We start from the raw sequence: 12,004 nt of genomic DNA on the forward strand, positions 1-12,004 counted from the left end.
CTCATGACCGAAAAACAAGGCACCTGGCCGCTCTGGGAAGTATTCGTCCGTTCCTCCCGCGGACTCTCGCACGTCCATGCCGGATCCCTGCACGCACCGGATTCCGAGATGGCACTGAAGAACGCCCGGGACCTGTACACCCGCCGCAACGAAGGCATCTCGTTGTGGGTCGTGGCCAGCACCGACATCATCGCCTCGGACCCCGACGCCAAGGGCATGTACTTCGAGTCCCCGCAGGGCAAGGACTACCGCCACGCAACGTACTACACCAAGAGTGAGGGCGTGAAGCACCTGTGAGCGCACACGACATCGACCATTCGCTGGACAGCTTCGGCGACTCCACGGCCTCAGCCACCCGCGTCACCCCGGGCAACGCGCTGCGCCCCGAGGACATCGCCATCGCGCAGGCAAAGCCCAGCGAGCAGGTCGCCGAGTACGCCCTGCGCCTGGGCGACGACGCCCTGATCCTGGCCCAGCGGCTCTCGCACTGGATCTCGCGCGGACCGGAGATCGAGGAGGACATCGCCCTGGGCAACATCGCCCTTGACCAGCTGGGCCACGCCCGATCCTTCCTTTCCTACGCCGCCAAGGCCTGGGACAAGACCGAGGACGACCTGGCCTACTGGCGCGAGGAAGAGGCCTTTCGCTGCCTGCACATCGTCGAACAACCCAACGGCGACTTCGGCGTGACGATCATGCGCCAACTGATCATCTCCATCTACCAGCACCTGCTTTACACGGCGCTGCTGGAATCGACCGACCCGACCATCGCTGCCATCAGCGCCAAGGCCGTCAAGGAGGTCGACTACCACCGAGACCACGCCATCGCCTGGACGCTGCGGCTGGGCATCGGCACCGAGGAATCGGCGCGCCGGATGCGCCACGCCCTGGATATCCTGTGGCCCTACGTGGGGGAGATGTTCGAGGACGAGGAACTGCACGCCGCCCTGGGCGACGTCGCCGTGGCCCCCTCCTCGCTGCGCGCGGCCTGGGAAGAGGAATTCACCGCCGTGCTGCATGACGCGGAACTCGAGCTCCCCACCGTTCCGTTCGCGATGGCCCGCGGCCGCCGCGGAGAGCACTCCGAACACCTCGGCTTCATTCTGGCCGAGATGCAGGTGCTGGCGCGCAAGCACCCCGGCGCCACCTGGTAAGCAAAGGACAGTAAAGATCATGATTGCCACCATCACCGAGCTGCGCGAGATCGCCGCGCGCGTGACCGACCCCGAGATCCCGGTGCTCACCATCGCGGACCTGGGGATCTTGCGGGACGTGGAGCTTCAGGGCGACACCGTAGTTGTCACCATCACCCCCACGTACTCGGGATGCCCGGCGATGGACGCAATCACCGAGGACCTCGGAACCGTCTTCACGGCCTCCGGGTTTGAGAAGGTCCGGGTCAACCTGGTCCTTTCCCCGGCCTGGAGCACCGACTGGATGACAGAGTCCGGCAAGGCCAAGCTCCAGGCCTACGGCATCGCCCCGCCCACGGGCACCGGCCACCGCGGGCCGGTGACCCTGGGCCTGGGCGTGAAGTGCCCGCAATGCCACTCGCTGAATACCAAGGAACTTTCCCGCTTCGGTTCCACCTCGTGCAAGTCCATGTACCAATGCAAGGACTGCCTGGAACCCTTCGACTACTTCAAGGTGCTCTCATGACAGACACGACTGCCTCCCTGCCCAGCCCGCAGGATGTTGACCCAGAGGTCCCGGGCCGCCGCCGGACCACATTCCACACCCTCACGGTCTCCGAGGTCCGCCGGCTCACCGCCGACGCCATCGAGGTCATCTTCGAGGTCCCCGCGGACCTCGCCGGCCAGTACGACTACCTGCCGGGCCAGTACGTGGCCCTGCGCAAGGAACTGGAGGACGCCGAGGGCAACCTCGTGGAGCTGCGCCGCAGCTACTCCATCTGCGCCGAGCCCACCGCCGGCGCCATCCACGTGGCCATCAAGCGCGACATCGGCGGCATCTTCTCCACCTGGGCGAACGAATCCCTGCGTGCCGGGGACACCATGGATGTCATGAGCCCCACCGGCGGCTTCATCTCCAAGCACAAGATGAACGCGATGAATGATCCCGGGGACATCGACCTGGAAACCGAGGACACCTTCGTTGCCGTGGCCGCCGGATCGGGCATCACCCCGGTCATGGCCATCGCCCGCACGGTCCTGGCAGCCAATGCGAACGTGCACTTCGATCTCATCTACGCGAACAAGGCAGCCATGGACGTGATGTTCCTGGAGGAACTGGCCGACCTCAAGGACCGCTACCCGGCCCGCTTTGCCCTGCACCATGTGCTCAGCCGCGAACAGCGCATCTCCCCACTGCTCTCGGGTCGCATCGATGCCGAGAAGTTGAACAAGTTGCTCGGTGCGGTCATCCGCACCGACCAGGTCGATGAATGGTTCCTCTGTGGCCCCTTCGAACTGGTCCAGCTGGTGCGCGACAACCTCGCCGCTCAGGGCGTGCCCGCCGAGAAGGTCCGCTACGAACTGTTCACCACCGGAGAGCCCCACCGCCCCGAGGGAAACATCGGCCGCCCGGTCATCATCGACGAGTCGGATGCGACCTTGCAGATCGCGTTCAAGCTCGACGGACTGCAGGGCGAGGTCAAGAGCCCTGTCCACGCCCGCGAAACGATCCTCAACGCGGCCCTGCGCGTGCGCCCGGATGTCCCGTTCGCCTGCGCCGGCGGCGTGTGCGGCACCTGCCGCGCCAAGGTCGTGGAGGGCAGCGTGGCCATGGACGAGAACTTCGCCCTGGAACCCGACGAGATCGAGAAGGGCTATGTGCTGACCTGCCAGTCGCGCCCCACGACCGAACGCGTCCTGGTCGACTACGACGCCTAGGCACCAACCACACCGGCAAGGATCCATCCGCCCAGGCGCGTGGATCCTTGCCATAGGACCCGAGAAACCCTCAGCGAACGGACCCACGATGATTGAACTGAACATTTCCGGCGGCGTGGCGGAGATCGTGCTCAACGCCCCGGAAAAGATGAACTCGCTGAACGAGGCGGCACTGGCGGAACTGGAAGCGGCCTATGACAAGGCCGCCGAGGGTGTGGAAACCGGCGAGGTGCGCGCCCTGCTGTTGCGCGGCGAGGGCCGCGGCTTCTGCGCCGGACGCGACATCTCCGGGGTGGTTCCTGCCGACGACGACGTCATGGGCTACCTGGGCGGCAAGGTGCAGCCGCTGCTGGCGAAGATGTCTTCCTTCCCGGCGCCCACCTTCGCCGCGGTGCAGGGGGCCTGCCTCGGGGCCGGGCTGGGCCTGGCCATCGCCACCGACGTGGTCTACGTGGCCGAGAATGCGAAGATCGGTTCGCCCTTCGCCAACCTGGGCGCGACCCTGGACTCGGGTGGACACTGGCTGTTCACCGAGCGCCTGGGCACGCACCGCACGCTGGATCTGATCTATACCGCGGAGCTGATCAGCGGTGCCGACGCGGTGGCCTCCGGACTCTTCTCACGTGCCATGCCTGCCGACGAATTGCTGGAGACCACGCGACGGATCGTCGCCAAGGTTGCCTCCGGTGCCACCGGTGCCTTCCGGGCCTCGAAGGAACTGGTCGCCGAGATTCGCGACGCTCGCCTGGGGCTGTGGGACTCGATGGCCAACGAGAACCAGGCCCAAGCAGACTTGTGCGCGACCGACGACTACGCCGAGGGCTTCCTGGCCTTCCAGGAAAAGAGGAAGCCCGTCTTCAAGGGCTAGGTTGCTGCAGCCAGGATTGAGCGGCGCCGCCAACAACGGCGGTGGCGTTGTCTGCTTTGCACCGGGCGTCAAATGGAGTCGGGGTCTAACGTTCCGGCCAGTTGTCGCTTCGCAGCAACGCAAGCAACGGCAACGTGGCAAACGCCGTCACGCCCACCCAGATCCACATGGCCGGCTGCAGTCCCAGCGCATCGCCAGCCAGCCCGCCGATGATCCCCAACACGGGAACCGGTCCCATGGTGAACACCAAACGGAATCCCTGTTGAAGCCCCATCATTGTCTCGGGTGTGGCCTTGGCCAGCAGTCCATAGGCGGTGGCGTTGTAGGAAACCATGAGCGCGTTGTAAAGCACCGAATGGCCGATGACCAGGATGAGCGCGCCATCGTTGGAACTGCCCGCCAGCGGAATCATCACGACCGCCAGCGGCAGACAGAGTACCGAAAGCGCGAGAACCTTGTGCTCGCCCAGTTTCGTCACCAGCGCCGGAACCGCCAACGAACCGAGCAGCCCGCCGACGGCAATCGTTGAGATGACCAGCCCGATGGCCTGGGGGCTGAAGCCCAGGACCGTGACGAAGAAGAGGGTTTCAATGGCGGAACCGAAGGCCAGGGCCATATTGGTGATCGCCGAGGAGGAAACCAGGGCGCGAATCGTTGGGTGCCTAAGCGTGAATCGAAGTCCATCCCCGAAGGACTGCCTGAAGCCGATCCGCGGTGGCGGTTCTTCAAGGGGAGCGGAGGAGTCCGCTGTTGTGCGGAAGCCCCAGAGCAGGGTTGCCGCGGCGAGAAGATTCGCGGCCCCGGCCACGATCAGGGTGAACGGTGCCGACACCATGGCCACCAGGACACCTGCCAGTCCCGGGGAGGTGATCCCCACCGAGGTGTCGACGGTTTCCTTCCGGGCAAACGCCGTGGAGACCAAGTCTCGGCCCACGATGCCCGGTATTGCAGAACCGGAACCCACGCCCCACAACATGCCCGCCACACCCACCAGGAAGGAAACGAGCACCAGCTGCGGGTAGCCCAGACCACCCAGCGCCCATGCCAGCGGAACAGAAAGAATCGACAAGCCCGCTGCCAGCTGTGCCCAGACCATGGTCTTGATGCGGTTGACCCGATCGAGGATGATTCCTGCCGGGATGGCCAAGAACAGGAAGGCCACCGATTCGGAGGCATTGAGGATTCCGATCTGGGTGGCGCTGGCACCGAGGGCGTAGATGGCGACCAAGTCGTTGGCCACATTCAGGACGCCGGAGGAGATGGCTCCGAAGGCCACCGAAACCATCAGGGTGACGAAGCCGGGTCTGTTTCGCAGCCCGGGCAATGACACGGCCGCCTTCTCCGGGGCCCGTCGCTCACTCATGGGGAACCGTCATTCGTCGTAGGGGTGGCTTGAACCCGATGCTAACGCGGGGGATCCGCCGCCCGGGTGTACGCCCCGGATGCCGGTGCTTGCTGCAACAGTCGTGCAATGGTGCGCCGTGCCCTCCGCCCTTCCGGAATGGGCAGCAACGGATAGACATGCACCATGCCGGGAGCCTCGTGGAATTCCGTGGCGACTCCGGCGCCCTGGGCCTTGGAGACCAGAAGGACACAGTCGGGATGGGTGATGTCGCGGGTGCCGACAAACACCGTCAGTGGGCCGAGCCCTGCCAAATCGCCGAACAGCGGGGAAACCACGGGGTCGTCCAGCGGCAGCCCCGCGCGCCAAAGCTCGACAGCCGTTCGCAGACCCGGGCGGACCAGCCACGGGTCGTTCGGTTCGATTGCGTCGATGTCGGGATTGTTCAGCCTGAGGTCAAGCGCCGGCGCAATGAGTACGGTGTGGGCGAGGGGCATGCCGCGGTCACGAGCCAGAAGGGCAGCCGAAAGTGCGATTTGCCCGCCCGCCGAGTCGCCGATGACCGACACGTTTTCCGCGCCATGCCCCGCGGCCAGTTCCAACAGCAGCTCGGCGACCCGCGGAACAACCGTGGCCGCGGTGCCCCGTGGGGCAAGGGGGTAGATGGGGACCAGTACCCGGGATCCGGTGGCAGCAGCGAGTTCTGCAACAAATTGCCAATGCTGGATGGCAATTTGGTTGATCCACGCACCGCCGTGAACATAGACGATCTGTCCCCGGGGTACAGCCCCGACAGGCAGCACTTCATAGATGGGCCAGTCGCTGTCGTGACTGATCCGTATGTCCACGCCGGCCGGAAGCCGGCGCGGCGGTCCATAGGGGAGGGGGCGCAACCGCCGTGCCGCGATGAGTTTCGTCGTGGCCTGGGGGCTGGCGAAGCGACGCCGGTAGCCGAGGGCGCGCAACACTGGCGGCATCATGCGGCTGGCAAGACTCGGCACGGGGCACTCCTGGATGGGAACGGAAATGGCTGCAAGTTTGTCCTCTGCCAGGCAGCGCCGGGCGCCTCTGACTATGCGAACGTACCACCGCCGCTGGATGGAGCAGTTGGATCAGCGGGTGTCGACGTCCTCGAAGATCAGGAACGTCTGGGTGTCCAGCACCCCGGGCATTGACTGCAGCTGGTCAAAGATGACCCGGCGCAGATCGACGTTGTCCCGCGCCCTGACCAACAGGATCACGTCGAAGTTGCCGCCGACCAGCCCCACGTGGTGCACCTCGGGCATTGCGGCGAGCCGCTCGCGCATCTCCCGCCAGGAGTGCTGGCGCAGTTTCAGTGTCACGTAGGCGCTGGCCCGCAGGCCGGCGCGCAGCGGGTCGACGACGGCGGTGTAGCGGGTGATGACACCCTCGTCCTGCAGGCGGTTGATCCGCGAGTAGGCGTGCGCACGGGAGACGTGGACCTTTTGCGCGACGGTGGTCACGGACTGGCGGCCGTCCTTGGTTAGCTCCTCCAGGATGCGCCGATCCACCTCGTCGAGTCGAACTGGGGGAGTCTCCATCAAATGCCTCTTTCACTTTGTCCAAAAACCATCATGTAGCGACGGTCACACTTTCGATCCGTCTTCAAGAATATAGATCTCATGCGCAGTTTTCCAGAATGTTCCAAGAAGCTGGATACATTTCATCGAAAATACCCATACTTGAGACAAGAACTGACGCGGCGACAGGCCTGTCCGGACACCTGCGTCACCGATAACAGCAGAAAGGCGTGAACCGTGACAAACACAGAAGCGCGCGAAGCAATCCAGCAGGTGAGTAGCAAGTTCGGGATCACGCCCGAGGACTACATGCTCCCGGCGCGCACCGAAATCCACATGCTTGATATCAACGGCAAGCTGCACCCCGCGGGGGAGCAGGGTGCGGAGCCGGGGCACGAATATCCGCTGCCCAGCCCCAAGGCACTGGTGGACGCCTATGAGCAGCTCGTCATCGGACGCCGGGTCAATGACCAGAACTCCGCCTTGGTGCGCCAAGGCCGCATGGCCGTCTACCCCTCCAGCCACGGACAGGAGGCAGCCCAGGTCGCTGCGGCCCTGTGCCTGGGAGAGGACGACTGGATGTTCCCCACCTACCGGGACACCGTTGCAGTCATGGCCAAGGGTGTCGCTCCCATGGAGGTCATGGCAGGGTTCCGCGGGGACTGGCACAGCGGGTACGACCCGAAGAAATACAAGGTGTCCATCCAGTCCACCCCGCTGACCACCCAATTGCTGCACGCCGTGGGCGTTGCCCACGCGGCCAAGCTGCGCGGCGAAGACACCGTGGTGCTGGCCATGTGTGGCGACGGCGCCACCAGTGAGGGCGACTTCCACGAGGCGCTGAACTTTGCCGCGGTCTTCAACCTGCCGGTGATCTTCTTCGTCCAGAACAACCAATACGCGATCTCCGTTCCGCTCTCCCAGCAGTCGGTTGCCCCGTCCCTGGCCCACAAGGCGGTCGGTTACGGCATGGCCGGCGAGCGCGTTGACGGCAACGACCTCGTGGCCCTGCTGGCCGTGCTGGGTCGTGCGGTGCGCCTGGCCCGCGAGGGCAACGGCCCGCTGCTGGTCGAGGCCCACACCTACCGGATGCAGGCGCACACCAACGCCGATGACGCCACCCGTTACCGCGAGGATGCAGAGGTCCAGGGCTGGCTAGCCAAGGACCCTGTCACCCGCATGCGCGGCTACCTCGTTGAGGCCGGGCTGCTGCCCGAGGCCACCGAGGCACGGATCACCGCCAGCGCCGAGGCCGTGGCCCAATCCCTGCGCGACGGCATGAACTCGGAAAACACCCCGGATCCGGCCGACCTCTTCGCCCATGTCTATTCGACCCAAACCACCCAGTTGAGAGAGCAAGCGGCAATGCTCTCCGACGAACTCGCCCGCGAGGAGGACGCAAAATGAGCGCCACGGTAACCACAACCCCGGCGGCCAACGTCAGTGCGGCCACCGCCGCTGCCGCGGCGCGCACCGCAGACACCGGAACCCAGCCCGTGACCTTCGCCAAGGCACTGAACACCGCCCTGGCCGACTCCATGGCCGCCGAGGATTCGGTCCTGGTCTTCGGTGAGGACGTCGGGATCCTCGGTGGCGTCTTCCGCATCACCGACGGACTGACCAAGCGCTTCGGCACGGACCGCTGCTTCGACACGCCCCTGGCGGAATCCGGCATCGTGGGCATGGCCATCGGCATGGCGATGAACGGCATGCGCCCGGTCATTGAAATGCAGTTCGACGCCTTTGCCTATCCGGCGTTCGAACAGATCGCCTCGCACGTGGCCAAGATGCACAACCGGACCAAGGGCAGGATGCCGCTGCCGATGGTCATCCGCATCCCGTATGCCGGCGGCATCGGGGGAGTGGAGCACCACTGCGATTCCTCCGAAAGCTACTACGCGCACACTCCGGGGCTCAAGGTGTTCACCCCGGCCACGGTTGGCGATGCCTACCTGATGCTGCGCGAGGCCATCGACTCCCCGGACCCGGTCATTTTCATGGAACCCAAGAAGCTGTACTGGACCAAGGAGCAGGTGGACCTGGACGCACTTCGCGTTTCGCACGAGACCGACGCCGTGCCGCCGACCGAGGGACGGGCAGCCATCGCACGCTCCGGCACCGACGCCACGCTCATCGCCTACGGGCCCTCGGTCTCCACAGCCATGGCAGCCGCAGAGGCCGCGGCCCTGGAGGGGCGCAGCCTCGAGGTCATCGACGTGCGCACCATCGTCCCGCTGGATGACGCCACCATCTGCGCCTCGGTACGCAAGACCGGGCGCGCCGTGGTCATCGCGGAGGCCCCGGGCTTCGCCTCGGTGTCCAGCGAAATCGTCGCCCGGATCCAGGAGCGGTGCTTCCATTCCCTCGCCGCACCGGTGCTGCGCGTGACCGGATTCGACACTCCGTACCCGGCGCCCAAACTGGAGAAGTACTACTTGCCATCCGTGGACCGCATCCTGGATGCCGTCGATGCCTTGCAATGGGAGGAAGGGGCATGAGTGTGAAAACCTTTCTGCTGCCGGACCTGGGTGAGGGCCTGACCGAGGCCGAGCTGGTGAAGTGGTTGGTCGCCGTCGGCGACACCATCGTCATCGACCAGCCCATCGCGGAGGTCGAAACCGCGAAGTCAATGGTGGAGGTGCCCAGCCCCTATGCCGGAACCGTGCATGAACTCCATGGCAGCGTCGGCGAGATGGTCATGGTCGACTCGCCACTGTTTTCGGTGCTGGAAGAAGGCGCCACCGCGCCCGCGGCTGTCCCGGAACCCCGGGCCACGACACCGGTGCGCGAGGTCGCCCAGAACTACCGGGACGAGGAACGCGCCGGGACCAAGAGCCCTGAGAGCGAAGGGTCGGGCAACGTGCTCATTGGCTACGGCACCCCGGATGGGCTTTCCGCGAAGGCGCGCAAGCGCCGCCCGCGTCCCGGTGCCGCCAACGCCCCGGCCCCGAACGTCCCGGAACGTGCAGTCGTCGCGGATCCACGCAGTGCCCCGCTGGTCATCTCGCCCTTGGTCCGCAAGCTGGCCAGGGACCGCGGCATCGAGATTGCCAAGCTCACCGGCAGCGGTCCCGACGGACTGATCCTGCGTTCGGACATCGAGGCGGCATCTGCGGCCACGACCGTTCCGGCCGCCGTTTCCGCTCCGGAGCCGGTGGGCGTCACCGCCGCCGCACCGGCAACGGCCCCGCCTGCTGCCGCCGCGAGCTCGGAAGAACTCGATGCGCGCTCGGGCCTGGCAATATCCTCCAGGACCCCGATCAGCGGCGTGCGCAAGACCATTGCCCAGGCCATGACCCGGTCCCGGAGCGAAATCCCCGAGGCGACGGTGTGGGTCGACGTGGATGCGACGAACCTGTTGCAGCTGCGTGCGGCGATGAAGGCCACCGACCCGGAGAACACCCCGGGAATCCTGGCGTTCATTGCCCGCTTCGTGGTGGCCGGGCTGCAAAAGTATCCGGCACTGAACACCCGTATCGAACACAACGCCCAAGGGGACGCCGAGATCATCGGCTTCGACGGCATCAACCTGGGCATCGCCGCGCAGACCGATCGCGGCCTGATGGTCCCGGCCATCCGCAATGCGCAGCGGCTCAGCGCCCGCGGCCTGAACGCCGAACTGGCCCGGCTCACCGAGGTCACCCGGACCGGCAAGGCCACGGTCGCCGAACTCACCAGTGGCACGTTCACCCTGAACAACTACGGGGTCTTCGGCGTCGATGGGTCCGCGGCCATCATCAACTATCCGGAGGTCGCCATCCTGGGAGTCGGACGGATCATCGACAAGCCGTGGGTAGTTGGCGGGGAACTCGCGGTGCGCAAGGTCACCGAGCTGACGCTGGCCTTCGACCACCGGGTCTGTGACGGCGGCACGGCAGCGGGGTTCCTGCGCTTCGTGGCCGACGCCATGGAAAACCCGGCGGCGGTGCTGGCGGACCTGTAGCTGTCCACAAATCGCGGCCAAACAGGTGCCCGCGGCGGCAGGTTCTTCATGGACCTCCGCCGCGGGCACCTGTGAATCCACCGCGGGACAGGCGGAATTTCCGGGTGCCCGGCAACCCCACATGTGCATCCGGGAAGACACAGTGCAACGGGTGTTTGGGCATTATCCGGGCCGTCTCACGCATTGGCTGGCTGACGTCTTGTTCTTCTTCGTCGCCACCCCTATTGCAAGAGGCGCCGACCTACTATCCTGATGCCATGGACAAGCTACCCGCTGAATACGAGCACTACCTTGTTGGCAAAGACGAACTCCACGTCGATACGATTATGCCGATCTTCCGGGAGTCGGTCGCGGAAGGCAAATACGGCGTTCACATCCGCGGGCTCGGAGGCCACTCCGAACAGGCCTTCGTGGACGAGAACGTCCCCTTCGGCAAGATCAAGATCACCGTTCCCTAGCAACTGCCTTTCCAAGGCAGTGCGACAGCGTTCCCCGAGGACGGCCATGCGGTCACCGGGGAACTGATTTTGTCGGGGCGCTTTTTCGTGAAGAATGTGGATATCGCCGAAACACCGGCTGTGACCGGCACCGAGAAAAGGGGATCCCGCCATGATGAAACCATTAGTCCCCAACGTGGAACAGCTGGACGCGCACTGCTGGCGAATGCTCAATAAGGGTTTCTCCATGAATACCGGGCTCATCGTGGGCGAAGACCTGGCCGCGGTCATCGACACAGGTTCCGGCCCGCGCGAGGCTGCAGGACTGTATGCCGCGATTCGCCGGATCACCGATCTTCCGCTGCTTGTGATCAACACCCATGCCCACGGCGACCACGTCTTTGGAAACAACTATTTTGCGGCCCATGGCGTGGAGGATTTCCACGCCAGTGCCGCCGCGGTCGAACACCTGCGCGGACATGGCAATGAGGAACGCCAATTGGTGCGTTTCCTTGAACCGGAAATGGCCATGCGCCAGGGGCCCTACTCGAGCATCGTGGTACCAACCAAGATCATTGCCGAGACCGGCACGACGCTGGAGCTGGGCGGCAGGACCCTGGAAGTCTTTGGCATGGGGCGCGGGCATACCGCCGGGGACCTGCTCGTGCGCTGCGGCCGGATCCTCTTCACCGGGGACCTGGTAGAGGAGGGAGGCCCTCCAAACTTCGAGGACGCCGATCCATTTCTCTGGGCAGAGCTGCTGGACAGGCTCGAGCGGCAATGCGAGCAGGACACGGTGATCGTTCCGGGGCACGGCAACGTGGTGGACCTGGACTTCGTTCGCCGGCAACACCGGGAAATGCTTGCCGCCCTCCGGGAGGGGAAGGAAATCGTGGCGTCCTGGCCGGCCGGAAGCTTCGACCCCACCGCGTACCAGCTGGAATTGCTGCCCTACGGACCTGAACAGTCAACGATCTTCCTGCAAAGACTGCGCGAATTATTGCCATAGCCGGTTGCGTAG

13 protein-coding genes are annotated in these 12,004 nt (G+C 65.2%); 10 read left to right on the plus strand and 3 right to left on the minus strand.

Annotated elements, in window-relative coordinates; all coding sequences use genetic code 11:
• Nucleotides 1–3: 3 nt before the first annotated feature.
• From paaB to ACLQ7E_RS05870, 5 genes are all read left to right on the plus strand, one after another.
• Entirely contained in the window at nucleotides 4–297 is a 294-nt protein-coding gene (gene paaB, locus ACLQ7E_RS05850) for a 1,2-phenylacetyl-CoA epoxidase subunit PaaB (protein WP_411731632.1), read from the plus strand.
• The gene (gene paaC / locus ACLQ7E_RS05855; RefSeq protein ID WP_411731633.1) at nucleotides 294–1,154 is read left to right on the plus strand and encodes a 1,2-phenylacetyl-CoA epoxidase subunit PaaC; all 861 of its coding nucleotides are present in this window, start codon (nucleotides 294–296) and stop codon (nucleotides 1,152–1,154) included. Before paaB ends, paaC begins: the two co-directional genes overlap by 4 nt.
• Before the next feature lie 19 nt (nucleotides 1,155–1,173).
• On the plus strand, nucleotides 1,174–1,659 hold the full coding sequence (gene paaD, locus ACLQ7E_RS05860) for a 1,2-phenylacetyl-CoA epoxidase subunit PaaD (protein ID WP_411731634.1): 486 nt from the start codon (nucleotides 1,174–1,176) through the stop codon (nucleotides 1,657–1,659).
• Nucleotides 1,656–2,852 (plus strand): 1,2-phenylacetyl-CoA epoxidase subunit PaaE, encoded by a 1,197-nt coding sequence (paaE, locus tag ACLQ7E_RS05865; protein WP_411731635.1) that lies wholly within the window; start codon nucleotides 1,656–1,658, stop codon nucleotides 2,850–2,852. The genes paaD and paaE overlap by 4 nt, the downstream gene beginning before the upstream one ends.
• 88 nt (nucleotides 2,853–2,940) lie before the next feature.
• Nucleotides 2,941–3,720 (plus strand): enoyl-CoA hydratase/isomerase family protein, encoded by a 780-nt coding sequence (locus ACLQ7E_RS05870; protein ID WP_411731636.1) that lies wholly within the window; start codon nucleotides 2,941–2,943, stop codon nucleotides 3,718–3,720.
• An 85-nt stretch (nucleotides 3,721–3,805) separates the two neighbouring features.
• On the opposite strand, the gene ACLQ7E_RS05875 is transcribed toward ACLQ7E_RS05870, so the two are convergent.
• The 3 genes from ACLQ7E_RS05875 to ACLQ7E_RS05885 all read right to left on the minus strand — a co-directional run bounded on the left by ACLQ7E_RS05875 (nucleotide 3,806) and on the right by ACLQ7E_RS05885 (nucleotide 6,624).
• Complete coding sequence (locus ACLQ7E_RS05875) at nucleotides 3,806–5,083, minus strand: MFS transporter (protein WP_411731637.1); 1,278 nt, start codon at nucleotides 5,081–5,083, stop codon at nucleotides 3,806–3,808.
• Between the two features lie 41 nt (nucleotides 5,084–5,124).
• The gene (locus tag ACLQ7E_RS05880) at nucleotides 5,125–6,063 is read right to left on the minus strand and encodes an alpha/beta hydrolase fold domain-containing protein (RefSeq protein WP_411731638.1); all 939 of its coding nucleotides are present in this window, start codon (nucleotides 6,061–6,063) and stop codon (nucleotides 5,125–5,127) included.
• A gap of 111 nt (nucleotides 6,064–6,174) precedes the next feature.
• The gene (locus tag ACLQ7E_RS05885; RefSeq protein ID WP_411731639.1) at nucleotides 6,175–6,624 is read right to left on the minus strand and encodes an Lrp/AsnC family transcriptional regulator; all 450 of its coding nucleotides are present in this window, start codon (nucleotides 6,622–6,624) and stop codon (nucleotides 6,175–6,177) included.
• A 216-nt stretch (nucleotides 6,625–6,840) separates the two neighbouring features.
• Between ACLQ7E_RS05885 and ACLQ7E_RS05890 the strand changes: the two genes are divergently transcribed.
• From ACLQ7E_RS05890 to ACLQ7E_RS05910, 5 genes are all read left to right on the plus strand, one after another.
• Entirely contained in the window at nucleotides 6,841–8,010 is a 1,170-nt protein-coding gene (locus ACLQ7E_RS05890; RefSeq protein ID WP_411731640.1) for a thiamine pyrophosphate-dependent enzyme, read from the plus strand.
• Nucleotides 8,007–9,101 (plus strand): alpha-ketoacid dehydrogenase subunit beta, encoded by a 1,095-nt coding sequence (locus ACLQ7E_RS05895; RefSeq protein WP_411731641.1) that lies wholly within the window; start codon nucleotides 8,007–8,009, stop codon nucleotides 9,099–9,101. Before ACLQ7E_RS05890 ends, ACLQ7E_RS05895 begins: the two co-directional genes overlap by 4 nt.
• Nucleotides 9,098–10,546 (plus strand): dihydrolipoamide acetyltransferase family protein, encoded by a 1,449-nt coding sequence (locus tag ACLQ7E_RS05900; protein WP_411731642.1) that lies wholly within the window; start codon nucleotides 9,098–9,100, stop codon nucleotides 10,544–10,546. The genes ACLQ7E_RS05895 and ACLQ7E_RS05900 overlap by 4 nt, the downstream gene beginning before the upstream one ends.
• A 257-nt stretch (nucleotides 10,547–10,803) precedes the next feature.
• On the plus strand, nucleotides 10,804–11,004 hold the full coding sequence (locus ACLQ7E_RS05905; RefSeq protein ID WP_411731643.1) for a hypothetical protein: 201 nt from the start codon (nucleotides 10,804–10,806) through the stop codon (nucleotides 11,002–11,004).
• Nucleotides 11,005–11,155: 151 nt separating this feature from the next.
• Nucleotides 11,156–11,992: an MBL fold metallo-hydrolase gene (locus ACLQ7E_RS05910; RefSeq protein ID WP_411731644.1), complete on the plus strand. Its 837-nt coding sequence runs from the start codon at nucleotides 11,156–11,158 to the stop codon at nucleotides 11,990–11,992.
• Nucleotides 11,993–12,004: the final 12 nt, after the last annotated feature.

Source organism: Paeniglutamicibacter sp., from assembly GCF_046714615.1.
Lineage (GTDB): Bacteria > Actinomycetota > Actinomycetes > Actinomycetales > Micrococcaceae > Paeniglutamicibacter.